The sequence below is a fragment of the Pseudonocardia sp. McavD-2-B genome (genome assembly GCF_024124365.1).
GTDB classification, from domain to species: Bacteria; Actinomycetota; Actinomycetes; order Mycobacteriales; family Pseudonocardiaceae; genus Pseudonocardia; species Pseudonocardia alni.
This window is the reverse complement of sequence record NZ_JAMXSG010000011.1, coordinates 22,113-46,918: the sequence shown is the minus strand read 5'-3', so window position 1 is coordinate 46,918 and position 24,806 is coordinate 22,113. Positions and strand designations below refer to the sequence as shown.

Annotated in this window: 17 protein-coding genes; 10 read left to right on the top strand and 7 right to left on the bottom strand. The window is 73.2% G+C overall.

Annotated features, from left to right (window positions below; genetic code table 11):
• Positions 1–135: 135 nt before the first annotated feature.
• Positions 136–366 (top strand): hypothetical protein, encoded by a 231-nt coding sequence (locus NH602_RS03405; protein WP_253067004.1) that lies wholly within the window; start codon positions 136–138, stop codon positions 364–366.
• Between the two features lie 24 nt (positions 367–390).
• On the opposite strand, the gene NH602_RS03400 is transcribed toward NH602_RS03405, so the two are convergent.
• Positions 391–735 carry a hypothetical protein gene (locus tag NH602_RS03400; RefSeq protein WP_253067003.1) on the bottom strand — a complete coding sequence of 115 codons (345 nt, stop codon included), beginning with the start codon at positions 733–735 and terminating at the stop codon, positions 391–393.
• Between the two features lie 858 nt (positions 736–1,593).
• Entirely contained in the window at positions 1,594–2,271 is a 678-nt protein-coding gene (locus NH602_RS03395; RefSeq protein ID WP_253067002.1) for an HD domain-containing protein, read from the bottom strand.
• A gap of 876 nt (positions 2,272–3,147) precedes the next feature.
• On the opposite strand from NH602_RS03395, the gene NH602_RS03390 reads away from it, so the two are divergent.
• The 5 genes from NH602_RS03390 (at position 3,148) to NH602_RS03370 (ending at position 8,479) form a co-directional block, all read left to right on the top strand.
• On the top strand, positions 3,148–4,152 hold the full coding sequence (locus tag NH602_RS03390) for an NAD(P)H-quinone oxidoreductase (RefSeq protein WP_253067001.1): 1,005 nt from the start codon (positions 3,148–3,150) through the stop codon (positions 4,150–4,152).
• A gap of 117 nt (positions 4,153–4,269) precedes the next feature.
• Entirely contained in the window at positions 4,270–6,144 is a 1,875-nt protein-coding gene (locus tag NH602_RS03385; protein WP_253067000.1) for a 2-oxoacid:acceptor oxidoreductase subunit alpha, read from the top strand.
• The gene (locus NH602_RS03380; protein WP_253066999.1) at positions 6,141–7,199 is read left to right on the top strand and encodes a 2-oxoacid:ferredoxin oxidoreductase subunit beta; all 1,059 of its coding nucleotides are present in this window, start codon (positions 6,141–6,143) and stop codon (positions 7,197–7,199) included. The genes NH602_RS03385 and NH602_RS03380 overlap by 4 nt, the downstream gene beginning before the upstream one ends.
• Before the next feature lie 24 nt (positions 7,200–7,223).
• Entirely contained in the window at positions 7,224–7,547 is a 324-nt protein-coding gene (fdxA, locus tag NH602_RS03375; protein ID WP_253066998.1) for a ferredoxin, read from the top strand.
• Between the two features lie 113 nt (positions 7,548–7,660).
• A complete protein-coding gene (locus NH602_RS03370) occupies positions 7,661–8,479 on the top strand; it encodes an MBL fold metallo-hydrolase (RefSeq protein ID WP_253066997.1) in 819 nt (272 codons plus the stop codon).
• A 59-nt stretch (positions 8,480–8,538) separates the two neighbouring features.
• On the opposite strand, the gene NH602_RS03365 is transcribed toward NH602_RS03370, so the two are convergent.
• The 5 genes from NH602_RS03365 to NH602_RS03345 all read right to left on the bottom strand — a co-directional run bounded on the left by NH602_RS03365 (position 8,539) and on the right by NH602_RS03345 (position 13,587).
• Complete coding sequence (locus tag NH602_RS03365; RefSeq protein WP_253066996.1) at positions 8,539–9,627, bottom strand: ABC transporter ATP-binding protein; 1,089 nt, start codon at positions 9,625–9,627, stop codon at positions 8,539–8,541.
• A gap of 1 nt (position 9,628) precedes the next feature.
• A complete protein-coding gene (locus NH602_RS03360) occupies positions 9,629–10,426 on the bottom strand; it encodes a carbohydrate ABC transporter permease (RefSeq protein ID WP_253066995.1) in 798 nt (265 codons plus the stop codon).
• Positions 10,419–11,336 carry a carbohydrate ABC transporter permease gene (locus NH602_RS03355; RefSeq protein WP_253066994.1) on the bottom strand — a complete coding sequence of 306 codons (918 nt, stop codon included), beginning with the start codon at positions 11,334–11,336 and terminating at the stop codon, positions 10,419–10,421. The genes NH602_RS03360 and NH602_RS03355 overlap by 8 nt, the downstream gene beginning before the upstream one ends.
• Entirely contained in the window at positions 11,333–12,652 is a 1,320-nt protein-coding gene (locus NH602_RS03350) for an ABC transporter substrate-binding protein (protein ID WP_253066993.1), read from the bottom strand. Before NH602_RS03350 ends, NH602_RS03355 begins: the two co-directional genes overlap by 4 nt.
• Before the next feature lie 167 nt (positions 12,653–12,819).
• Positions 12,820–13,587 carry a thioesterase II family protein gene (locus NH602_RS03345; RefSeq protein ID WP_253066992.1) on the bottom strand — a complete coding sequence of 256 codons (768 nt, stop codon included), beginning with the start codon at positions 13,585–13,587 and terminating at the stop codon, positions 12,820–12,822.
• A 249-nt stretch (positions 13,588–13,836) separates the two neighbouring features.
• On the opposite strand from NH602_RS03345, the gene NH602_RS03340 reads away from it, so the two are divergent.
• The 4 genes from NH602_RS03340 (at position 13,837) to NH602_RS03325 (ending at position 24,788) form a co-directional block, all read left to right on the top strand.
• Positions 13,837–15,234: an NAD(P)/FAD-dependent oxidoreductase gene (locus NH602_RS03340; protein WP_253066991.1), complete on the top strand. Its 1,398-nt coding sequence runs from the start codon at positions 13,837–13,839 to the stop codon at positions 15,232–15,234.
• An 83-nt stretch (positions 15,235–15,317) separates the two neighbouring features.
• Positions 15,318–16,664, top strand: coding sequence for an NAD(P)/FAD-dependent oxidoreductase (locus NH602_RS03335; protein ID WP_253066990.1), 1,347 nt, complete (start codon positions 15,318–15,320; stop codon positions 16,662–16,664).
• Positions 16,664–17,437, top strand: a complete 774-nt coding sequence (locus NH602_RS03330; protein ID WP_253066989.1) for a thioesterase family protein — start codon at positions 16,664–16,666, stop codon at positions 17,435–17,437. Before NH602_RS03335 ends, NH602_RS03330 begins: the two co-directional genes overlap by 1 nt.
• 88 nt (positions 17,438–17,525) lie before the next feature.
• Positions 17,526–24,788, top strand: coding sequence for a type I polyketide synthase (locus tag NH602_RS03325; protein WP_253066988.1), 7,263 nt, complete (start codon positions 17,526–17,528; stop codon positions 24,786–24,788).
• The last annotated feature ends 18 nt before the right edge of the window (positions 24,789–24,806 follow it).

Below are 24,806 nucleotides of genomic sequence, written 5' to 3'. Positions count from 1 at the left end.
GCTGCACTCCGCTGCCGCGGACCTGCCCCCGGCCGAGCTGGAGGCCGCGCACTACCGTCAACACATCGGCCAGCCCGAGTCAGAGCACTCAACCCGATAGCTCTCCGGACACGCCGGGGCGGTTCACATGGCGTCATGGTGGAGCGTGTGTTGCTGCCCGGGGAGGCTCGGGCGGAGGCTGCGGCGGTGTTGCTGCAGCGGTTGGAGGACCTCGTGGTGGCCTACGCCGGGGTCCCGGAGGCGGATCGGCGCGAGCGGCTGGAGGCCGACGCGGATCGCATCACCGGCGAGGTCGCGCGACATCTGCAGGCGGCACGCTCGCAGGTCACTCCGCCTCGTCCACGTCCGCGGAGCGGCCGGGCCTGAGACCCCGGCACCGGGTCGTTCCGGTCAGCGCACGGCGCCGAGGCCGAGGCGAGGGACGCTGCGGTCCCGGTGGTGGTCGTGATGGTCGAGTCGCCCGCCTCGGTGACACGCGCGAGCGCCGTTGTCGTCCGGGCGGTGGGTAGGTCCGTGCCAGCCACACGGACAGGCGGCGGCGTAGGCGGTGAAGGTGCCTTCGGCGCAGCGGGTGACGTCGGTCCACGCGTCCGAGAAGGCGCCGTTGCGGTAGCGGCCGGCGATGTAGACCTCATGCCCGAGCGACCGGCGATGGTCTGGCATCGCGCACGCGACGCTCGCCGCAGGCTTGGGGGTGCCGTCCGCACTGGGGGTCGTCGAGCGGGTGAACGACATCGGAACATGATGCATCCGAAGCATGTCCTCGGGGAGGGGGTCAGGCTTGTTTCGCCCCGTCAGGAGCGCACGTCGGTCATCGGAGTGCATGCACCACCGCCGGGTGACTCAGCGTGCGACACCGCCTTGTCCGTCCTAGCGTCCGGTTCATGCGCGAGAGGAACGCGTGTACACCGTACGGCGCATCGCCTGTGCGACAACGGTTGCTCGTCGTGGAGCTGCTGTGCAGCGGGTGCGACCGCATCGTTGGTGAGCTTCACGCCAACGAGGTAGGCGGGCTCGGCCGCATCGACGGGGCGAACACTCGCGGAGCGATTCGCTACCTCTCCCCGTCCGGACCGCCGTCACGTGCGCCTCGGCACTCGTCGACACCGGGCGGCTCGGACGAGGACCTGGTCAGGTTCTACTGCGACGACCGGTGCGGGATCCGCTACGCGATCCCTCGGGCTCGTCTCGAGGCCGCGTTCGGCCGGATCGATGCTCACTCCCGGGGTGCGCCCACCGTCGCCCGGATCCGCCTGCCGGTGCGGGGGCGGCGCGACGGACGTGCCCCGAAGCTGCAGCGTCGCGCCGCGCGCCACGACGGAGACTGACAGCCCGCCGTCGTCACCGCTGTCGCGACCGGCGCCGTGCGACCTGGCGTCGATCCTCGGGGTCGCCGGGCCGGGATCGGCGTACCGGCGGGAGGAGGGGAAGGCGGGGCGCCGAGCCGCCCGAACACGTCGAGTGCTCGGGGTGTGTCGGTGCCGCCTTGTCTCACTTTTTCTTGGCCTTCTTCTTTGCCATGTCGCACCCCCTCCGCCGTCTCTGGTTAACGTTTCGGTAACCGACGTCAACCTAGCATTGACGAATGCGCTGTCAACGTCGGGTTGACGTACGTTGTCGGGCTCGGCTGGGATCTGGATCGGCGAACGGCGGCTGACCACCTCGCCAGGTCGGAGTCGCGGCCGGACCCGCAGCACCGGGCGGGGGTTCGGCCCGGACGTGTCGTTCATCGAGCCAGCGCTGGGCCCGCCCCACGGTGGCGCGCCGCTCGGCGAGGCTGCGATCCAGTGCGGCGATCGCGTCGGGCTGATCGGCCCGACGGTGGCGGATCTCGCTCATCCGCTCGTCGAACGTCACCGCTGCACCACCCGGGCCCGTGGTCATGTCGGCGTACCAGAGTAGATCGCGTAGGACCGTGCGCTCGTCGTCGAACTCAGCCTGCAGCTGCTCGTCGAGCCCCAGGATCTGCGCCTTCACCAGTGCCGTGGAGTGGAACGCGACCAGGCCGGCCACCCGCTCGGGGTAGCCGAGCGACCGGATGTGGCGTGCGCCGTCGAGCGGGTGGAATCCGGAGTCGACGATTCTGGGGGCGTAGCCGACGTCGTGCAGCCACGCGGCGGATACCAGCACGTCGGCCTCGGCGTCGTCACCGAGGGGGGCGGCGACCACCTGAGCGCGCTCGGCCACGGACTGCACGTGCGCCCAGCGGCGAGGCAGGGTGTCCGCCAACGCGCCGTGTGCCAGACGCGCCGCCTGTTCGGCCCACGACACGGCGAAGGACGCTAGTCCCCGCTCCGTCACCCGGCAACGACCGGGTGGCCCGTTCTCGGACTCGCGTGCGAGGGTGACTCGTCGGAGACGTCGGGTGCCCGTCGCGGTCGACGATTTGGGCGGGTCGGGGGTCGCGGTGGCGGTGGTCGTCCCAGGGCGGTGACGCGGGCGTGACCTCGCCGCGCAGTAGCGGATTCGGAGCGACAATGCCGCGATAGCTCTCGGTGGGTACCGTTGTCGCGGTGGGGCCGCCCGTCGAGGCTCCGGGGGTCTGGCGCACCTCTCCCGAACGGACTCCACCGTGGATCTGACCAGTGCTCCGCCCCGCGGGACCGCGTCGGCGAGCCCCGCCGCCGAGAACCCTGTGGCCATGGCGGTGGGAGCGGCGCTCGACGTCGCCCACGGCCATAATCCTTACGGTGCCTACGCCGTCCTGCGCGACACGCTCGGCTTCCCGCTGGGGTCACTCGGCACCCATGTCGTCGCCCGCTACCGCGACTGCGCTCGGGTCCTCCAGGATCCGGCGTGGAGCCACGCCGAGCAGTCCCACCGTGATGGGCCGGCCCCGTCGGGCGGAGGAGTGGTCTCGCCGGGCCGTCGGCGAGGCGGTGTCGATCCTTCCATCGGGGTCATGGGAGCTATGAGAACTGACGACGAGGGGGAGGATTGCTGATTGGTGAACGTCGTCGAGCTGGAGGAAGCGGTCGTGTCCGCCCCGAGCACAGGTCGGCTGGGGAATGCGCGCCCCGGAGGCGGCCACGTCCGTCTACCACGAGGGCCGGCGGCTGGGCCAGCTCGATTGTCAGGGCGGCGGCTGGGCGGCGGGGTTCGCGCGTGACGCGGTCCGCCCGGTCGAGGGGCACCTAGCCTCGTGCCGTGCATGCGATCGTGGTCAGTGGCCCCGGTGGTCCCGAGAACATGAGCTGGACGGAGGTCCGGGATCCTGTGGCGGGTTGCGGCGAGGTCGTGCTGGATGTTGCCGCCACCGCGGTGAACCGGGCCGATCTGATGCAGCGGGAAGGCCACTATCCGCCGCCACCCGGTGCGTCGGAGCTCCTCGGGCTGGAGTGCTCCGGGCGGATCGCCGAGGTCGGGCCGGGGGTCGTCGGATGGACCGTGGGCGACGAGGTGTGCGCGTTGCTCGCGGGCGGCGGCTACGCGGAGAAGGTCACCGTGCCCGCGGCCCAACTGCTGCGGGTCCCGTCCGGCGTCGACCTGGAGGTGGCGGGTTCGTTCCCGGAGGTGGCCTGCACCGTGTGGAGCACGGTGATGATGCACGCCGGGCTGTCCGCCGGTGAGACGCTGCTGGTGCACGGCGCCAGCAGCGGTATCGGTAGCCACGCCCTGCAGGTCGCGAGGGCGGTCGGGGCACGGGTCGTGGCGACGGCGAACCCGGCGCGATTCGACGTCTGCCGCGAGCTCGGGGCCGATGAGGTGATCGACTACGGCGGGGATGTCGCCGGGGCGTTGGCGGAGGCGACGGGAGGCCGCGGGGCCGACGTGATCCTGGACAACATGGGCGGCACGAACCTGGCCGCGAACGTCGCGGGGGTCGCACCGGACGGCCGGATAGTGGTGATCGGCGTGCAGGGAGCACTCGTGGGTGAGGTGAACCTCGCCGCGCTGCTCGCCCGACGCGGGAGCATCGCGGCGCTGAGCCTGCGCAGTAGGCCGGTCGACGGGCCTCGCGGCAAGGGGGCGATCGTCGCCGAGGTCCGCGACCGGGTCTGGCCGATGATCGCCGACGGCCGGGTTCGCCCGGTCGTGCACGCCCGGTTCCCCCTGTCCGAGGCGGCACAGGCACATCGGATGCTCGCCGCGGGCGGTGTCGTCGGCAAGCTGCTCCTCGTGAACGACCGGACGGTGCCTGTCAACGCCTGATCGCCAACCCCGGGCGCATGCGGCCGATGGGCTGCTGATGGCGATGGTCGGCTCGGGTGCGGTGCACGCTGGGGGGCGAGGCGACGGACAGGGCTCGTTTGACTGGAGGAAGTTCACGTGCATACGAAGACAGTGCCCGGGGTCGTCACGAAGGACCGGGTGGTCATCCGGTTCGCGGGTGACTCGGGCGATGGTATGCAGCTCACGGGTGACCGGTTCACCTCGGAGACCGCGACCTTCGGCAACGACTTGTCGACGCTGCCGAACTTCCCCGCCGAGATCCGGGCGCCTGCCGGGACCCTGCCCGGGGTGTCGTCGTTCCAGCTGCACTTCGCCAACTACGACATCCTCACCCCCGGCGACCGGCCCGACGTGCTGGTTGCGATGAACCCGGCCGCGCTCAAGGCGAACATCGCCGACCTGCCCAAGGGCGGGGTGCTGATCGTGAACACCGACGAGTTCACCAAGCGCAACCTCACCAAGGTCGGCTACGCCGCGTCCCCCCTCGAGGACGGGTCCCTAGAAGACTTCCAGGTCCACGAGGTCGCCATGGCCACCCTCACCCGGGGAGCCCTGGAGGAGACCGGGCTGAGCAAGAAGGACGCCGAGCGGGCGAAGAACATGTTCGCCCTCGGCCTGCTCTCCTGGATGTATCACCGCCCGCACGAGGGCACCGAACGGTTCCTGCGGGAGAAGTTCGCGAAGAAGCCCGACATCGCCGAGGCCAACATCCTCGCCTTCCGCGCCGGGCACGCCTACGGGGAGACCACCGAAGCCTTCGCGGTCACCTACGAGGTCGCCCCCGCCAAGCTCGCCCCGGGCACCTACCGGCAGATCACCGGGAACACCGCCATGGCCTACGGCCTGGTCGCGGCCGGGCAGACCACCGGGCTGCCCGTCTTCCTCGGCTCCTACCCGATCACCCCCGCCTCGGACATCCTCCACGAGCTGTCCAAGCACAAGGCGTTCGGTGTGACCACCTTCCAGGCCGAGGACGAGATCGCCGGCGTCGGCGCCGCGCTCGGCGCCTCCTTCGGCGGGGCACTCGGGGTCACGACGACGTCCGGGCCGGGTGTGGCGCTCAAGGCCGAGACCGTCGGGCTCGCCGTCGCCCTGGAGCTGCCGCTGCTGGTCATCGACGTCCAGCGCGGCGGACCTTCCACCGGGTTGCCGACCAAGACCGAGCAGGCCGACCTGCTCCAGGCCATGTACGGGCGCAACGGCGAGGCCCCGCTGCCGATCATCGCGCCGCAGTCCCCGGGCGACTGCTTTCACGCCGCCCTCGAAGCCGCCGCCCTCGCCGTGCGCTACCGCACCCCCGTCGTGGTGCTGAGCGACGGCGCCCTGGCCAACGGGTCCGAGCCGTGGAAGGTCCCCGACGCCTCCACCCTCGAACAGGTCGATCCCGGGTTCGCCACCGAACCCAACGCCCCCGACGGCTCCGGGGAATTCTGGCCCTACCTGCGCGACGCCGACACCCTCGCGAGGCCGTGGGCCATCCCCGGCACCCCCGGCCTGGAACACCGCGTCGGCGGGCTGGAGAAGGCCGACGGCCGCGGCTCGATCTCCTACGACCCGGACAACCACGACCGCATGGTCCGGCTGCGCCAAGCCAAGATCGACGGCATCCCGGTACCCGACATCACCGTCGACGACCCCTCCGGGCAGGCGAAGGTCCTCGTCGTCGGGTGGGGCTCCACCTACGGCCCCATCGTCGCCGGCGCCCGACGGGTCCGCGCGAAGGGCCACCACGTGGCCACCGCCCACATCCGCAACCTCAACCCGATGCCCGCCAACCTCGGCGAGGTCCTACGCGCCTACGACACCGTGCTGGTCCCGGAGATGAACCTCGGCCAGCTCGCCCTGCTCCTGCGCGGGAAGTTCCTCATCGACGCCAAGTCCTACACCAAGGTCTCCGGGCTGCCGTTCAAGGCCGAGGAGCTCCAGGACGTGTTCTTCGACTACATCATCGGGCTGGAGGCCCACGCATGACCATCGAACTTGGCTTCCCCGGCCTCGGCTCGGGCGGACTGGACCTGGTCCCCACCACCGACGCCAAGCAGACCGCCAAGGACTTCACCTCCGACCAGGAGGTCCGCTGGTGCCCCGGCTGCGGCGACTACGCCGTCCTCGCCGCCGTCCGCCAGTTCCTCCCCACCCTCGGCATCAAACGCGAGAACACCGTCTTCATCTCCGGCATCGGCTGCAGCTCCCGGTTCCCGTACTACCTCAACACCTACGGCATGCACTCCATCCACGGCCGCGCCCCCACCATCGCCACCGGCCTCGCCACCAGCCGCGAGGACCTCTCCGTCTGGGTCGTCACCGGCGACGGAGACGCACTGTCCATCGGCGGCAACCACCTCATCCACGCCCTACGCCGCAACGTCAACCTCAAGATCCTGCTGTTCAACAACCGCATCTACGGGCTCACCAAAGGCCAGTACTCCCCCACCAGCGAGGTCGGGAAGATCACCAAGTCCACCCCCATGGGCTCACTCGACCACCCCTTCAACCCCATCTCCCTCGCCCTCGGTGCCGAAGCCACCTTCGTCGGACGAGCCCTCGACAGCGACCGCAAGTCGCTGACCGAGGTCCTCGGCGCCGCCGCAGCGCACCGCGGCTCCGCGCTCGTGGAGATCTTCCAGGACTGCCCCATCTTCAACGACGGCAGCTTCGACCTGCTGCGCAAGCCCGAAACCAAGGACCAGCGCCTCGTCGCCATCCGCGACGGCGAGCCGATCGTCTTCGGCCCCGAGGACAACCGGCAGGCCGTGGTCCAGGACGGGTTCACGCTGAAAGTCGTCCCCGCCGACGGCGCCACCCCGGTGATCCACGACGCGGCCAACCACGAGCTCGCCTTCGCCCTCTCCCGGCTGAGCGACCAGGACCTCAACCACACCGTCACCGGCATCTTCCGCAACGTCGACCGCACCACCTACGACGACGCCGCCCGCGCCCAGGTCCGGGCCGCGAAGGACAAGAACCCCGCCGCCGATCTCCAGTCGCTGCTCGACGGCCGCGACACCTGGACCGTCTCCGCCTGACCCGCCCATCGAAGAGGAGGATCAATGACCTATGTGATCGCCGAGCCCTGCATCGACGTCACCGACAAGTCCTGCATCGAGGAGTGCCCGGTCGACTGCATCTACGAAGGGGGCCGGATGCTCTACATCCATCCCGACGAGTGCGTGGACTGCGGCGCCTGCGAGCCCGTCTGTCCGGTCGAGGCGATCTACTACGAGGAGGACCTCCCGCACTCGTTCGCGGCCTACGGCACCGCGAACGCCGAGTTCTTCGCCGGGGTCGGCTCGCCCGGTGGCGCGGCGAAGACCGGCCCGATCGACCGAGACGCGCCGCTCGTCCGCGGGCTGCCCGGTCGCTCCACCGACTGACGCCTACCACACCGAGTACCCGCTGACGGCTCGGCGATTGCTCGACGTGATCGCGACCATTGGATCGGGAAAGTCCGCATGACATCGCGGTGTCGCCAGGGAGGATTCCACCCGTGAACGTGACTGTGCTCGGATGCCGGGCGGCCATGCCCGCCGACGGGCAGGCCAGCTCGGCCTACCTCGTCTCGACCGACTCGACCCAGATCCTGCTCGACTGCGGGCCGGGTGCGGTGACCGCGCTCACCGCGTCGACCACGCCCGCCGCGCTTGACGGGATCGTGATCAGCCATCTGCACACCGACCACTGCTACGACGTGCTCCCGCTCGGCAAGGCGGTGCTGATGACGCGGCACCTCGATGCCGAGTCGTTTCCGACCCTGCCCGTGACCAGCACGCCGCCCGACCGACCCATTCCGCTCTACGTGCCCGTCGGTGGTCGGGAGGCGCTCGGCAGGCTCGCCGGCGTCTTCCCGATCCCCACCCGGCCTGAGCTCGACCTGGCGTTCCACGGCGCGCTGGAGATCCGGGAGTACGAACCGGGCGACGACCTCGTGATCGGCGACTGCCGGGTGCAGCTGCGTCCCTTGCAGCACACCATGTCCAACTGCGGGATGCGCGTGACCGGCCCCGACGGCTCGAGCATGGTCTACAGCGGGGACACCTGCGACGTGGAGCGGCTCACCGAGCTCGCCCGCGGGACCGACCTGCTGCTCTGCGAGTCGACCCTGGAGCTGCCGGATGACGTCTCCGACGGTCACATGAGTGCCACCCGCGCGGGTCGGGTCGCTAGGGACGCAGGCGTGGGGGAGCTCGTCCTCACGCACTTCGTCACCGCGGACCCCGACTGGCTCAAGGCCCGCGGCGCCGAGGCGTCCGAGTCCTTCACCGGGCCGGTGCACCTGGCGGCTCCGGGGCGTGTGTTCCCGGTCTGACCGGCAGTACCGACCGAACGGGGGACGGTGGGGTCTCGGGCCACCACCGTCCCCCGTCCTCATGCGTCGAGGCGGACACCCGTGTCGGGGTCGAACCGGTGCAGGTCCCCGGCCTGCACGAGGACGTGCACGTGGTCGCCCACCGCGCGCGGCGTGGCGATGGGCTCGGTGAACGACCACCGGCCGTTGCGTGCTCCGCGGCAGTGGACGAGGCGCTCGTGCCCGGCGAACTCGACGATGTCGACGGTCCCGTCCAGGACTAGACCCCCGGTCGACGTCCCCGAGCCGCCGCTGTGGACCACGCCGTCCGCCGGACGCCATCCCCACCGCGTCCCCTCGTGCTCGAGCACGTTCATCGCCGGACTACCGACGAAGGTCGCGACGAACTCGTCGGCCGGGCGGCGGTAGACCTCGTCGGGGGCGGCGGCCTGCACGACCCTCCCGCCTCGCATGACGATCAGGTGCGTGGCGATCGAGAGCGCCTCGGACTGGTCGTGGGTGACCATCACGACGGTCGCGCCGAGCTCGCGGTGCAGTCGGGCGAGCTCCGCGCGCGCCTGGGCACGGAGCTGGGCGTCCAGGCTGGAGAGCGGTTCGTCGAGCAGCAGGACCCGGCGCCTGCGCACGATCGCCCTGGCCAGCGCGACCCGCTGGCGTTGCCCACCGGACAGCTGGGCGGGCTTGCGGCCGAGGAACTCCGACAGGCCGAGCTGCCCGGCGACGTCGCCGACCCGGCGGTCGATCTCGGCCCGGCCGGGTCCCGCGCCGCGCGAGTGCCGCGCCTCCAGCCGCATGCCGAACCCGATGTTCGCCGCGACCGTCAGGTGGGGGTAGAGCGCGTAGTCCTGAAAGACCATTGACAGCCCGCGGGCCCCCGGAGCGGCGTCGGTGACGTCGACGCCGCCGACGTGCACGCGCCCCTCGGTGGGGGCCAGCAGCCCGGCGACGATCGAGAGCATCGTCGACTTCCCACAGCCGGACGGTCCGACGATCACCGACAGCGAGCCGTCGGGGACGGCCAGGTGCTCGACGTCGAGGGCGAGCGCGCCGGTCGAGGGGATCGTCCCGTAGCGGTGCCGGATCCCCCGCAGCTCGATGCCCGCGGCCCCCGCCGTGGGCAGGTCCGTCAGCTCCTTCTCCAGGGTCACGTCAACGCCTTCCGGCTTGGAGGAACGCAGCGGTGATCCGCCGCGAGAAGATCGCGTACACCGCCAGCACGGGGGCACACGCCAGGACGGAGGCGGCCAGCAGCGGGCCGGGGTTGCCGCCTTCCTGGTTGTTGAACAGCGCGAGCCCCTGCTGGATCGTCGTGTTCGTGGGGCTGGGGGCGATCAGCGCGGGCCAGAGGTACTCGTTCCAGGTCGTGACGAACACGAGGATGCCGACGGCACCGAGGCCGGGGCGGAGCTGGGGGAGCACGAGGTGCCAGAGCGTCTCGGCGGGCCGCGCGCCGTCGATCGCCGCGGCTCCGAGCAGGTTCTTCGGGATCGACCGGGTGTGCTCCCACATGAGGAGCACCGCCAGCCCGCACGAGGCAAGCTGGGGCACGATCAGCCCGACGTAGGAATCGCGCCACCCCAGACCCGTCGCGATCAGGAACTGGGGGATGACCATGGCCTGCAGGGGCACCACCAGCGAGACGGTGACCGCGCCCAGCACCCAGCGCAGGCTGCGAGCGCCCAGGCTGAGCATGGCGTAGGCGGCGAGCACCGCGACCAGCAGCTGCAACGCGGTCACACCCAGGGCCGTCACGAACGAGTTGAGCAGCAGCCGCCCGATCGGGAAGAGGGTCACCGCGTCGACGTAGTTCGCCACCGACACCGGGGACGGCCCGATCTCGAAGATCGCGTTCTGCGGCCGGAACGAGGTCAGCAGGGCCCAGACCAGCGGGAAGGACACGGCCAGCCCGGTGACGAGCAATGTGGTGTGCCAACGCAGCTCACGCACGGGAGCGCCTCCGGTTCCACAGGGCCGCGGCGCCGAAGAGCAGGGCCAGGGCGAGCGTGATCGCGACCGCGAGGGCGGACGCGGACCCGGCGTCGAAGAAGTCGAAGCCCTCGGTGTAGAGCCGGTAGTAGATGTTGTCGGTGGCGCCGTCGGGGCCGCCGCGGGTGAGCGCCGCGACGTTGGTGAAGACCCACTGACCGGCCACGATCACACAGAGCGCGGACAGCAGCGCTATCGTGCGCAGCATCTGGGGGAGCACGATGAACCGCGTGGTCTCCCACTCGGTGGCACCGTCGATGCGGGCGGCGTCGATGGCCCGGCGGTCGACCCCCGCGAGCGCGGCCGAGAACAGCAGCATGTTCAGCGCCACGATCTTGCCCGCCGTGACCAGCACGATCACCGGCAGTGCGGTGCGCGGGTCGCCGAGCCAGTTCGGCGCGGGCAGGCCGACACCGCTCAGCACCGTGTTGACCAGGCCCTGCTGGGGGCTGAGCAGGAACTGCCACGAGATCGCCGTGGCGACCGGGGCCAGCACCACCGGGGAGAACAGCAGCGCCCGGTAGCCGTCGGCGGCCCGGCCGGGCCTGCGCCACAGCAGGATCGCCAGCGTCATCGGGATCACCGTGGCGAACGGCAGCATCCCCAGCACGTAGTACCCGGTGCGGACCAGCGCGTTCGTCGTCTCCGGCCTGCCGAACACCGCGACGAAGTTGTCGACGCCGACGAACTCGGGGTTCGGCGAGATCAGGTTCCAGTCGAGGAGGGACAGCACGCCCGTCCAGAGCAGCGGGCCGTAGACCCACACCCCGAGCGCCAGGACGAGCGGGACCAGATAGAGCCACGGGCGGCCCCGCGGGCCGGGTTGCGCTGCCCGGGCCCGCGGGGCCGCCCTGTCGAGGGTGGACGTCACCGCGTCGACAGGGAGCGGATCTTGTCGGCCGCCGCCTTCAGCGTGGTGGTGGGGTCGGCGCCGCGGAGCACGATCGGCTCCACCGCCTCGTCCTGCAGGACGACGACGGCGCGGTTGGCCTGGCCACCGGGGAAGACCTGGTAGGGCGCGACGGTGTCGAGCTGGGACAGGGCGGGGAGCAGCCGCGGGTTCTGCGCGAAGTAGTCCTTCAGGTAGGCGGGGTCGTTCGCCAGCGCCGGACGCAGCGGCAGGTAGCCGATCTTCTGGGCGTAAGTGGTGTAGGCCTGGGGGGTCGACATGAACTTCACGAACTTCCAGGCCGCCTGCTGCCGGGCCTTGTCGTCGCCCAGCACGGCGAGACCGGCGCCGGAGTACGTGGGCTTGGCGGTCTTGCCGTCGATCGTCGGGAACGCGGCGGTGCGCAGCTCGAACTTGCCGGTGGAGGCCTTCTCGAATGAGGCCAGCGCGCCGGTGCTGGCCAGCAGCATGCCGAGCCGTCCGGAGCCGAACAGCGTGATGGCGTCGGCGGTGGAGATGGCGGGCTGGGCCCCCGACGTCGTAAGGGCCTGGACCTGGGTCAGCGCGTTCACGGCCTCGGGCCCGTCGACGGTCACCTGGCCGTCCGGGCTCACCAGGGAGCCGCCTGCGGTGTTGATCAGCGACTGGGTCAGGTAGTCGGACTTGCCGACGTCCGCCGCCGCGATGTAGGTGCCCGCGGCACCGCTGCGCGCGATGGCCTGGGCCGCGGCGCCGATCTCAGCCATCGAGGTGGGCGGGGTGTCCGGGTTCAGGCCCGCGGCGCGGAACAGGTCCGCGTTGTAGTAGAGGGTGGGGACGGACATGGTGAACGGCATGGCCTTGACCACGCCCTCGTTCGCCACGGCCTCGAGAAGGCTCGGCGCGATCGGGGTGGGGCCGCCGACGTGGTCGGCCCACTCCGCGCCCGCGAGCTCCTGCACCGGAGCGATCGGCAGGTCGGCGTAGGCCTCGGCCATCTTGCTCCAGCCGATCTGCGCGACGTCCGGCGGGCTGCCCGCCGCGGTGTCCGCCTTGAGCTTGGTGAGGACGTCCGCGACCGCCACCGGCTGCGTCTTCACGGTGATGCCGGGGTTCTGGGCCTGGAACTCGTCGATCAGCGCCTGCATGGCCTGCCCGCCGAGGTCGGGGGTGCCGACGCTGTAGCCCAGGAACGTCAGCTCCACCGGCGTGGTGGGCGAGGCCGTGCCTGCGTCGGTGGAACTGCCACCGCAGGCGGCGACGGTCGCCAGCCCGAGTGCGGCGAGGAGCGCTCCGGCACTCCGTGCGATCCGGTTCATGGTCCATCCTCTGTTCGGGGAGGCGTTCATGGTCCATCCTCTGTTCGGGGAGGCGGGAGTCCGCCCGGCGTCATCCTTCGATCACCGGGCACCGGTGACCAGGAACGACGAGCCTCTTCCGATCGGCCCATCGACATCGCCACTCATGCCGCCACCCATGCCGCCGCTCACGCGGCCGCGAGCTCCGCGGCGACGGCGGCGCCGAGCGCGCCGACCTGCCCGGCGAGGTAGAAGTGCCCGCCCGGATAGGTCGTCAGGGTGAACCGGCCGTCCGTCTGTGCCCGCCAGGCCCGTGCCTCGTCGACCCGGACCTTGGGGTCACGGTCCCCGACGTGCACGTGCAGCGGGATGGTCAGCGGCGGCTCACCGCCCGACCAGCGGTAGGACTCCGCGGCGCGGTAGTCGGCGCGCAGGGCGGGCAGCACCATCCGGCGGATCTCGGCGGACTCGAGCAACGCCCGGTCGGTCCCGCCCAGCTCGGCGATCTCGGCGAGGAGGGCGTCGTCCCCACGCAGGTGCACGCGGTCGGTCCGCATGCACGACGGCGCGGTGCGACCGCTGACGAACAGCGCTGTCGGAGCCCGCCCCTCGCGGCGGAGCCGGTGGGTGACCTCGAAGGCCACCGAGGCGCCCATGCTGTGGCCGAACAGCGCGAAAGGCCGATCGGCGACCCCGAGCACGGCCTCGAGCGCGGCGTCGGCGAGCGCGTCGACGGAGTCCAGGCACGGCTCGTGGCGACGGTCCTGGCGGCCGGGGTACTGCATGGCCAGGGTGTCGACCTCCGGTTCGAGGGCCTCGGCGAGCGGCACGTATGCGGTCGCGGCGCCGCCGGCGTGCGGGAAGCACACGAGCCGGACCGGGGCCTCGGCGGTCGGGCGGAAGCGCCGGAGGCTGGTGGGCGGGGCGGTGACGCGGGGGGCGGCGGCTGCGGTCACGATGTCCGTCCTTCACGGGTCGGTGACCGTGGGCCGGCCACACCTTGGTCCCATGGCACCCGAGGCGCTCCGGCATGACCGCCGATGATCGGCGACCGGAATCGGCCCATTCGAGCGACGCCGGCCGTGCTTGACCCTCCGTGACGGCGGGGTCACGGTTTCCTCGTCGCCGTGAGCGCGACGAACGGGCTCCGGGAGCCGCCGCCCCGGCGGCCTCGGGGTCCAGAGGCGCGAGGAGAGGGACGCGGGATGACCGGAACCGGCTCGACCGACACCACAGCACGGGGCGAGCACGCGGTCGTGCTCGGGGCCGGGATCGCCGGCATGCTGGCGGCGCGGGTGCTGACCGACTCACACCGGCGGGTCACCGTCGTCGACCGGGACGACCTGGACCGGGAGGGCCAGCGGCGCGGCGCGCCGCAGGGCAGGCACGTCCACGGCCTCACCGAGACCGGCCGGCTGGTCATGGAGGGTCTCTTCCCCGGCATCACCCAGGAGCTCCGCGAGGCGGGGGTCCTCACGCCCGAGGTGCTGACCGACACCCGGTGGTACTTCGGCGGTCTGCGCGCCCACTCCACCTCGACCGGGCTGACCGCCGTGCTCGCGAGCCGCCCGCTCCTGGAGCGGGTCCTGCGCGCCAGGCTGCAGGCCTGCCCCGAGATCGGGATCCGACCGCGCACCAGCGCCGCGGGCCTGGTCGCCGACGACGCGGGCCGGGTCGTCGGCGTGCGGGTCGGTGGTCCGGGCGGGCCTGAGGAGACGGTCACCGCCGACCTCGTGGTCGACGCTACGGGCCGTGCGTCGCGAGCGCCGGACTGGCTCGCCGAGCTCGGCGTGGACCGGCCGGTCGAGGAGCTGGTCGAGATCGAGCTCGGCTACTCCTCGCGGATCTACCGCAGGCTCCCGGAGCACCTCGACGGCGACCGTGCCGTCAACATGGCGATCGGCCCTGGCAGGCGCGGCGCGACCATGGTGGCGATCGAGGGCGACCGTTGGCACGTGACGCTCGGCGGAACCCTGGGCGACCACCCGCCGAACGACGACGACGGCTACCGCGCCTTCGCCGCGTCGCTGCCGTCCGGAGACGTCCACCGGGTCCTGGACGCGGCCGAGCCGATCGAGGACGCGGTGCCCTATCGCTTCAAGGGCTCCCGACGCCGGTACTTCGAGAGGTTGGCGAGCCCGCCCGAGGGGTTCGTCGTGATCGGCGACGCCGTGTGCTGCCTGAACCCCGTCTACGCCCAGGGCATGACCGTGGCCGCGCAGGAGGCGGTCGAGCTGCGGGACTGCCTGCGGTCCGGGTCGCGGGACCTGCCGCGCCGCTTCTACCGCGCCGCCGCCCGCAGGATCGACGCCGCATGGCAGACGTCGACCGGCAGCGACCTCGCGCACCCGGCGGTCGAGGGCCGCCGCACCTTGCGGACGAAGCTGACCAACAGGTGGCTCAAGCGGATCCTGGTCGCCGCGCACCGCGACCCCGCGGTCGCCCGCACCTTCCTGCGTGTGTCGAACCTCGTCGAGCCGCCGACCGCCCTGCTCAGCCCGTCGATGGTGCGCCGGGTGCTCCGGCACGGGTCGACCCGCGGGCTGGTGCCTGCGACCCCTGCGGCGCCGAGCCCCGAGCCCGAGGTCGGCACCCCCGCCTGACCGTCCGCCGCGTGCACCGTCGCGGCACCCGTCCGATCCCACCGGTTCGTGCCGGTGGCCGTGCAAGACGAACTGGAGGAACCATGACCACCGATCCCGATGTGATCGTCGTCGGCGCGAGCATCGCGGGCAACACCGCCGCGACCCTGCTCGCCCGGGGCGGGGCCCGCGTCCTGCTGCTGGAGAAGCACACCCGCGAGGACGCCTACAAGGTCTTCTGCACCCACACCCTGCAGCCCTCCGCGATGCCCGTCCTCGACCGGCTCGGCGTGCGCCCGGCGATGGAGGCGGCGGGCGCCGTCCACCACCGCTCGAACTACTGGACCCGCTGGGGCTGGGTCCGACCGCGCGCCGAGGAGGGCTCCGAGGACCTCCCGCACGGGCTCAACCTGCGGCGACAGGCACTCGACCCGATCTTCCGCCGGATGGCGGCCGAGACCCCCGGCGTCGAGCTCCGGCTCGGCCAGACCGTGACCGACCTGGTCCGCGAGGGCGACCGGGTGACCGGCGTCCGCGTCAAGACCCGGGACGGTGCGGAGGAGACGATCCACGCCCGGCTCGTCGTCGGCGCGGACGGCCGCTTCTCCAAGCTCGCGCAGCTCTCCGGGGCGGACATGAAGGTCACGCCCAACAACCGCTTCGCCTACTTCGCCTACTTCCAGGACCTGCAGCCGCGCGAGGACCCGCCCACCAACATCTGGTTCCTCGACCCCGACGGCGCCTACGTGATGCCGAACGAGGACGGGGTCAGCGTCGTCATCGTCGCGCCGAAGAAGACCGAGGAGCACCTCGCCGCCTTCCGCGAGGACACCGAGGGCGCCTTCCACCGCTTCGTCCGCGCGCTGCCCGACGCCCCGCCCATCGACGACGCCGAGCGGGTCTCGAAGTTCAACGGGATGATGGACTTCTCGCTGCGCGAGCGGCACCCGCACGCGGCGCCCGGCCTCGCCCTGGTCGGCGACGCGGCGCTGTCCACCGACCCGATGTGGGGCATCGGCTGCGCCTGGGGCATGCAGTCGGCCTCCTGGCTCGCCGACTCGGTGGCCGACACCCTCGACGTCGACGACGAGGTGGATGCCGCGCTCGCCACCTATGCGGGTCGGCACAAGGCCGAGGTCGGCGGCTACCAGCGGCTCTTCGAGAACTTCGCCTCTGCGCGCCCGCTGAACGCGATGGAGCGGCTGATGTACAGCGCCTCCATCCACGACCCGCAGACCGCGCGCCACCTCTACAGCTTCGGGTCCCGCCTGATCAAGATCCCCGAGTTCGGCGCCTCCCCGGCGGTGGCGCGCGCCGTGCTGGCACAGCAGGCGGTCAGCGTCGAGGAGAGCCTGGCGAGCCTGCGCGAGGTCCCGTTCCTGAACGTCGACGAGATCGAGGCGCTGGTCCGGGCCGAGTCCGAGCCCGCGCTCGCGGTGGCCGGGTCCTGATGACCACGACGGCCGAGCCCGACGGCGGGGTCGTGGAGATCCCGCCGGTGGACCGCACGTGGTGGTCCTGGAGCGGTGTGCACGGCGGTCTGGCCGCGGCGATGCTGGTCCGCCACGCCCGGCGCCACGCGGGCGACCTCGGCGTCCGCTCCGTCCACGGCTCGCTGCTCCGCCCGATCGCCGACGGTGGGCTGCACCTGGCGACCGAGGTCATGCGCCGCTCGGCAGGCAGCGTGCTGGCCCGGTCGGTGCTGCGGGAGGGCGGCGCGGCGTCCGTCCTGGCCACGACCTTCCTGGCCGGGCGCTCGGCGCCCGTGCACCAGCCGAGCCCGCCTCCCGCCGTGCCACCGGTCGAGGACTGCCCGGACGCCGGGTTCGACCCGGGACCGGTGCCGTTCATCCAGCACCTCGAGGTGCGGATGGCGGGCGACGTGCGCCCGTTCGACGGTGGCACGGACCCGGTGCTGCGCGCCTGGATCCGGCTGCGCGAGCCGCAGTTCGACGCCGCGGAGACCGCGGTGGTGCTGCTCGACTCGATGCCGCCCGCCCTCTACGCCCTGACCACCGCGCCCGTCCCGATCCCCACCGCCGAGTTCTCGGTCCATCTCACCGACGGCCTCGACGGCATCGGCGGCGGGGACGGCTGGTCGCTCATCGAGGTGCGGACCGAGCAGGCCAGCGACGCGTGGAGCGTCGACTCCAGCTCGCTCTGGGACTCGACCGGCACGCTGCTGGCCGTCGGCCGCCAGACCCGCCGCATCCTCGGGGCCTGACGCCCCTTCCCGCACGGCCCCACCCGAACACCGTCGTTCGGACTCCCACAGACGACCACCACCGGACAGACCAGGGGTGTCACCGAACATGACGACCACACCGACCGAACCCGTCGCCGTGATCGGGCTGGCCTGCAGGCTGCCCGGCGCGCCCGATCCCGGCGCCTTCTGGCGGGTCCTGGCCGACGGGGTCGACGCCGTCGGCGCTCCGCCGTCGAGCCGGACGCCGGGCACGGCGGCCACCACCGGGCAGGCGGGCCACCTCGACCACGTCGACCTGTTCGACGCGGACTTCTTCGGCGTCTCGCCGCGGGAGGCCGACGGGATGGACCCGCGTCAGCGGCTGCTGTTGGAGTTGGCGTGGGAGGCGCTCGAGGACGCGCGGACACCCCCGCTGTCGCTGCACGGCGGTCGTGCGGGGGTGTTCGTCGGCGCGGCCGGGGACGACTACGCGGCGCTCGCCGCGGCGGCGGGTGCGGTCGACCGGCACACCCTGACCGGGGTGTCGCGCGCGGCGATCGCGAACCGGGTGTCCCACGTCCTGGGGCTCGGTGGCCCGAGCGTGGTCGTCGACACCGCGCAGTCGTCGTCGCTGGTCGCGGTGCACCTGGCCTGCGAGAGCCTGCGCCGCGGCGAGACGGACGTTGCCCTCGCGGGCGGGGTCCAGCTCAACCTCGCGCCCACGGGCGCCCTGACCGCGCAACGCTTCGGGGCCCTGTCCCCGGACGCCCGGTGCTTCGTGTTCGACGCGCGCGCGAACGGCTTCGTCCGGGGCGAGGGCGCCGGGCTCGTCGTGCTGAAGACGCTGTCGGCGGCGGTGGCCGACGGTGACCGGATCCATGCGGTGGTGCTCGGCGACGCGCTGTCCCACGACGGCGCCGGGCTCACCGAGCCCGGGGCCGGTGGCCTGGCCGTGCCCAACGCCCGCGCGCAGGCGGACGTCCTACGCCGGGCGTATGCGGCGGCGGGTCTCGACCGGTCGGCCGCGCAGTACGTGGAGCTGCACGGCACGGGCACGCCCGTGGGCGACCCGATCGAGGCGGCGGCGGTCGGCGAGGCGCTCGGCTCGGTGTCGCCCGTGGCGGTCGGGTCCGTCAAGACCAACATCGGGCACCTCGAGGGCGCCGCGGGCATCGCCGGGTTCCTCAAGGTGGTGCTCGCGCTCGCCCACCGCGAGCTGCCCGCGACCCTGCACCACACCACCCCCAACCCCGCCATCCCGCTCGACGAGCTGGGCCTGCGGGTCCAGACCGCGACCGGGCCGTGGCCGCGTCCCGACGAGCGCCTGGTCGGCGGAGTGAGCTCGTTCGGGGTGGGCGGAGCGAACTGCCACGTCGTGCTGGGCGAGGCACCGGTGGCGGCCCCCGTCGAGGAGCGCGGGTCGGGCACCGGCCTGCCCTGGGTCCTGTCCGCCCGCTCCGCGGCCGCGCTGCGGGCGCAGGCCGAGCGACTCGCGGAGCTGTCGGAGAGTACGGCGGTCGGGCGGTCGCTCGCCGCCACCCGGTCGCCGCTCGCGCACCGGGCCGTGCTGTTCCCGGACGCGGCGGGGAGCCTCGCCACCGCACTGGCCGCCGTCGCAGGCGACCGCCGCGACGACACGGTGGTCGAGGGCGTCGCGCACGTCGCTGCGACGCCCGTCCTGGTGTTCCCGGACACCTGGGAGGGCGCGGCGGACGAGCTGCTGGACTCCTCGCCCGTCTTCGCCGACGCGTTCGCCGCGTGCGGCGAGGCGGTGGGGGACACCTCCCTGGAGAGCGCGCTGCGCAGCGGTGTCGAGACCGAGACCGTCCGCTGGGCGACGCTGGTGGCACTCGCCGCGCTGTGGCGGGCCGCGGGCGTGGTGCCCGACACCGGCTACGCCGTCGTCGGGGAGGGGATCGGGGAGCTCGCCGCCGCGACGGTCACGGGCGAGATCACCCTGGACGAGGCGGCGCGGCGGCTCGACACGCACCCGACCACGGGCGGGCTCGAGGAGCGTGTCCGGGACCTGTTCGCCCAGGGGCACAACGTCTTCCTCGTGCTCGGCCCTGGCCGTGAGCTCGCGCCGGACCTGCCCGTCGACGTCGTCGACACCCCGCTGCAGCTCGCGGGCGTGCTCCGCTCGGCGGCTGAGCTGTTCGTCCGTGGCGTGCCGGTCGACGTGGGCTCCTGGTACCCGGCCGGGCCGGTGGTGGACCTGCCGACCTACCCCTTCCAGCGGACCCGGCACTGGTTCTCTGTGGGCGAGACCGCCGCCGCTCCCGCCCCGGAGGCGGACGAGGACGACCCGGTCGTGGTGGTCGGCATGGCCTGCCGCTACCCGGGTGGGCTGGACACCCCCGAGAAGCTCTGGCAGGCGGTGCTCGACGGCGTCGACACGGTCTCCGAGTTCCCGACCGACCGCGGCTGGGACGTCGAGGGCCTCTACGACCCGGATCCCACCGTCGCGGGCACCTGCTATACCCGCCACGGCCACTTCCTGAACGGAGCGGGGCTGTTCGACCCCGGCTTCTTCCACATCGGACCCCGCGAGGCCGCGGCCATGGACCCGCAGCAGCGGCTCCTGCTGGAGACCACGTGGGAGGCACTGGAGCGGGCCCGGATCGACCCGACGGCACTGCGGGGACGGTCGGTCGGCGTCTACGTCGGTGCGATGGACCAGGAGTACGGCCCGCGGCTCGACGAGCCCGCGGACGAGTCGATGGGCCACCTGCTCACCGGCATCCACATGAGCGTCGCGGCGGGCCGGATCTCGTACGTCTTCGGCTTCGACGGTCCGTCGCTCACGATCGACACCGCGTGCTCGGCCTCGCTGTCCGCGCTGCACCTCGCGGCGCGCGCGGTGCGCAGCGGCGAGTGCGACCTGGCCCTGGCGGGCGGCGTGACGATCATGTCCGGGCCCGGGCTGTTCGTGCAGTTCAGCCGTCAGCGCGGGCTCGCGGCCGACGGCCGGTGCAAGCCCTTCGCAGGGGCCGCGGACGGCACCGCGTGGTCCGAGGGTGTCGGGATGGTGGCGGTGGAGCGGCTCTCGGTCGCCCGCCGCGAGAGCCACCCGGTGCTCGCCGTGCTGCGGGGCTCGGCGGTCAACCACGACGGCGCCAGCAACGGCCTCACCGCGCCGAACGGGCCCGCGCAGCAGCGGGTGATCGAGCGGGCACTGGCCGACGCGGGTCTGGGGACGGACGCCGTCGACGTCGTCGAGGCGCACGGGACCGGTACCCCTCTGGGCGACCCGATCGAGGCGGGCGCGCTGCTCGCCACCTACGGCGCGGCCCGTCCGGCGGACCGGCCGCTGCTGCTCGGCTCGCTCAAGTCCAACATCGGGCACACTCAGGCCGCGGCCGGCGTCGGCGGCGTGATCAAGATGATCAAGGCGATGGAGCACGGGCAGGTCCCGGGCACGTTGCACGTCGACGAGCCGTCGCCGCAGGTCGACTGGGCCTCCGGGGCGGTGCGGCTGGTCACCGAGACGACCGCGTGGCCCGAGACCGGCCGTCCCCGCCGGGCGGCGGTCTCCGGGTTCGGCATCGGCGGCACCAACGCCCACGTGGTGCTGGAGCAGCCGCCCGCGACCGAGGCCCCCGGACGCGAGCCGGTCGACGGGCCACTGCCGTGGGCTCTCTCCGCCCCGACCTCGTCCGCGCTGGAGGCGCGAGCCGAGCAGCTCGCCGACCTGCTGGACCGCAGCCCGGGCCTCGCGCCCGAGGACGTCGGGCTGTCCCTCGCGGCCACTCGCGCGACGTTCGACCACCGGGCCGTGGTGATCGGCCGGGACCGTGCGGAGCTGCTGCGCGGGCTGCGCGACCTCTCCGAGGGCGAGCCGACCGACGCCGTCGTGACCGGGACCGCGACCTCCCCGGGCGCCCCGGTGCTGGTGTTTCCCGGGCAGGGCTCGCAGTGGCGGGGGATGGGCATCGCGCTGATGGCCGACCCGACGTTCGCGGCAACGCTCACCGCCTGCCACGACGCCCTGGCCCCGCACGCCGACTTCTCCCTGCTCGACGTCCTGCGTGGCGACGGAACCGAGCTCCAGCGCGTGGAGGTCGTCCAGCCCGCGCTGTGGGCCGTCATGGTGTCGCTGGCCCGGCAGTGGCAGGCCCACGGGGTGACGCCGGCAGCGGTCGTCGGGCACTCCCAGGGGGAGATCGCCGCGGCCACCGCGATCGGCGCGCTGTCGATCGAGGAGGGCGCCCGGATCGTCGCCGTGCGCAGCAGGCTGCTGGCCTCGCTCGCCGGGACGGGCACCATGGCGTCGATCCCGGCGCCGGTCTCCGACGTCGAGGAGGTGCTGCGGAAGACCCCCGGCGCGGTGGACATCGCCGCGGTCAACAGCTCCCGCGTCACCGTCGTGGCAGGCGAGGTCGCCGCCGTCGACGCGGCCGTGGCGGAGTTCGTGGCCCGCGGCGTGCGCGCCAAGCGGATCCCGGTGGACTACGCGTCGCACTCCGCCGCGGTCGACGCCCTGCACGAGCCGCTGCTCGCGGAGCTGGGCACGGTCGAGTGCCGGTCGACCGACGTCCCGTTCCACTCCACGGTGCTCGGCGCGCAGGTCGACACCGCGACGCTGGACGCCGAGTACTGGTTCCGCAACCTGCGCCGCCCGGTGCGGTTCGCCGACGTCGTCCGGTCGCTGGTGCGGGCGGGCCACCGGCACGTCGTCGAGGTCAGCCCGCACCCGGTGCTGACCATCGCCGTCGAGGACCTGGTCGACGAGGCGGACTCCGCAGGCGCCGTCACCGGCACCCTGCGCCGCGACGACGGCGGGCAGGCCCGGATGCTCGCCGCGCTCGCAACGCTGTACGTGCACGGCGGGACCGTCGACTGGGCGGCAGCCTTCGACTCGTCCGCGCGGACGGTCGACCTGCCCACCTACCCCTTCGAGCGGCAGCGGTTCTGGCTGAACCAGGACGTGGCCGCGCCGCGCGCGCTCTCCTCGGCGGCCCTGCCCGAGACCGGGCACCCGCTGCTCACCGCGGCCGTGGACGTCGCGGGGCGGGATGAGACGGTCTTGACCGGGGCGGTTGCCCTGCGCCGGTTCCCGTGGATCGCGGACCACGCGGTCAGCGGCACGGTCCTGCTGCCCGGTACCGCGCTCGTCGAGCTGGCCCTGCGGGGGGCGGCCGGTCGGGTCGACGAGCTGACCCTGCAGGCTCCGTGCCTGGTGCCCGCGGACGGCGAGGTCGTGCTGCAGGTGGTGCTGGGCGCGCGGGACCTCGACGGGTCCCGGGCGGTCGAGGTCCACTCCCGACCGGCGGACGGCGGGGCCTGGACCTGCCACGCCGTCGGCCGGACCGGAGGTGTCGTGGCGGCGCCCATGGCGAGCTGGGCGGCGAGCTGGCCGCCCGCGGGCGCCGAGGCCGTCGAGCTCGAGGGGGCCTACGCCACACTCGCCGAGCGCGGGTACGACTACGGCCCCGCCTTCCAGGGCCTGCGCGCGCTCTGGCGGGACGGGACCACGCTCTACGCCGACGTCGCACTGCCGATGGACGCCGAGCCCGGGTTCGTCGTGCACCCGGCCCTGCTCGACGCCGCCCTGCACCCGATGGTGCTGACCGGCGCGATCGGGGAGACCGGACAGGTCCCGCTGCCGTTCGCCTGGCGCGGGGTGTGGGCGGCGGCGGAGCCGGGGACGAGCGCCCTGCGGGTGCGGCTTGTTCCCACTGAGGAGGGCCTGCACGTGGCCGCGGCGGACGCGACCGGCACGCTCGTCGCGGAGGTCGAGGGGCTCGCCGTGCGGCCGATCGCGCTGGCCCGGCTGCGGGCGCTCGCGGCCGCGCAGACCGACCCGCTGCTCGAGGTGGAGTGGACGGCGCCGGACGGTGCCGTCGTGCCGGTCGGTGAGCACGAGGTCCTCGACGCCGTCGGCGCGACCGAGCGGGAGGCGCTGGCCACCGTCCTCGCGGCGCTGCAGGAACGGCTGGCCGACCCGGACGCGACCGGACCGCTGGTCGTCCGCACCCGCGGCGGTGTCGCCACGGGCCGGGACGAGTCGCTGGATCTCGCCGCGGGGGCCGTGCACGGCCTGGTGCGCAGCGCCCAGACCGAGCACCCGGGCCGGTTCGTGCTGGTCGACATCGATTCGGGTGGCGAGCCGGACGACCTGCCCGCCGCCCTCGCGACGGGTGAGCCGGAGGTCGCGGTGCGCGGGGGAGCGGTGCTCGTCCCGCGGCTCCTGCCCCGGTTTCCGACGCGCTCGGCCGCACCGATCGACCCCGAGGGCACGGTGCTGGTGACCGGCGGCACCGGAACCCTCGGGCAGCTGCTGGCGCGCCATCTCGTCGAGCACCACGGGGTGCGGCACCTGCTGCTCACCAGCCGCAGCGGGTCCGGGGCGGACGAGCTCGTCGCCGAGCTGGCCGACCGCGCCGAGACCACGGTGGCGGCCTGCGACGCCGCGGACCGGGACGCCCTCGCTGCGACGCTCGCCGCGATCCCCGCCGCCCACCCGCTGGTCGGGGTCGTGCACGCCGCGGGTGTGCTCGACGACGGGATCCTGGAGTCGCTGACCCCCGAGCGGCTCGACACGGTGCTGCGGCCCAAGGTCGACGCCGCGCGGCACCTCGACGAGCTCACCCGCGAGGCCGCGCCGCCGCTGTTCGTGCTGTTCTCCTCGATCGCGGCCGCCCTGGGCAACGCGGGTCAGGCGGGCTACGCCGCCGCCAACGCCGCGCTCGACACGCTGGCGCAGCACCGTCGCGCCGACGGGCTGCCCGCGGTCTCGATCGCCTGGGGGCTCTGGGCTCCCGGCAGCGCGATGAGCTCGCAGATGGGCGAGGCGGGCAAGGCGAGGCTCGGCGCCACCGGCATCCTCCCGATGCCCGCCGAGACCGGCCTCGCACTGTTCGACGCCGCGCTCGACCTCGGCGCGCCGCAGGTCGTCGCCGCGCGTCTCGACGCGGCGAGCGCGCCGGACCGGCCGCTGCTGCGCAGCCTGACCGGGAGGAACGCGGTGCCTGTCGCCGAGCCGACGCAGGCCTCGGCGACACCGACGGAGACCTCGCCGCTGCTGCGCAGGCTCGGCGAGACCGAGGGGCCCGAGCGCAGGCACGTGCTCCTCGACCTGGTCCGCACCACGGTCGCCGCGGTGCTGGCCCACCCGACCCCGGACTCGGTCGACGTCGGCAGGCCGCTGGCGGCGCTGGGGCTGGACTCGCTCGGCGCGGTGGAGCTGCGCAACCGGCTCGGGTCCGCCACCGGGCTGCGCCTGCCGGCGACGATGGTCTTCGACCACCCGTCCGCCTCGGCCATCGCCGAGCTCCTCGACGGGCGGCTCACCCCCGTGGCCGAGCCGGCCACGGTCGCACCGGTCGTCCAGCTCGGCGACGTGTCCGACGACGAGATGTTCGCGATGATCGACAACCGGAACGGATGACGGGCGATGGCAGACGTA

Bases quoted from the DNA above. Each gene is read 5' to 3' on its own strand.
- NH602_RS03400 (WP_253067003.1), bottom strand. From the start codon at position 735: ATGTCGTTCACCCGCTCGACGACCCCCAGTGCGGACGGCACCCCCAAG.
- fdxA (WP_253066998.1), top strand. From the start codon at position 7,224: ATGACCTATGTGATCGCCGAGCCCTGCATCGACGTCACCGACAAGTCC.
- NH602_RS03350 (WP_253066993.1), bottom strand. From the start codon at position 12,652: ATGAACCGGATCGCACGGAGTGCCGGAGCGCTCCTCGCCGCACTCGGG.
- NH602_RS03325 (WP_253066988.1), top strand. From the start codon at position 17,526: ATGACGACCACACCGACCGAACCCGTCGCCGTGATCGGGCTGGCCTGC.
- NH602_RS03405 (WP_253067004.1), top strand. From the start codon at position 136: ATGGTGGAGCGTGTGTTGCTGCCCGGGGAGGCTCGGGCGGAGGCTGCG.
- NH602_RS03330 (WP_253066989.1), top strand. From the start codon at position 16,664: ATGACCACGACGGCCGAGCCCGACGGCGGGGTCGTGGAGATCCCGCCG.
- NH602_RS03380 (WP_253066999.1), top strand. From the start codon at position 6,141: ATGACCATCGAACTTGGCTTCCCCGGCCTCGGCTCGGGCGGACTGGAC.
- NH602_RS03335 (WP_253066990.1), top strand. From the start codon at position 15,318: ATGACCACCGATCCCGATGTGATCGTCGTCGGCGCGAGCATCGCGGGC.
- NH602_RS03340 (WP_253066991.1), top strand. From the start codon at position 13,837: ATGACCGGAACCGGCTCGACCGACACCACAGCACGGGGCGAGCACGCG.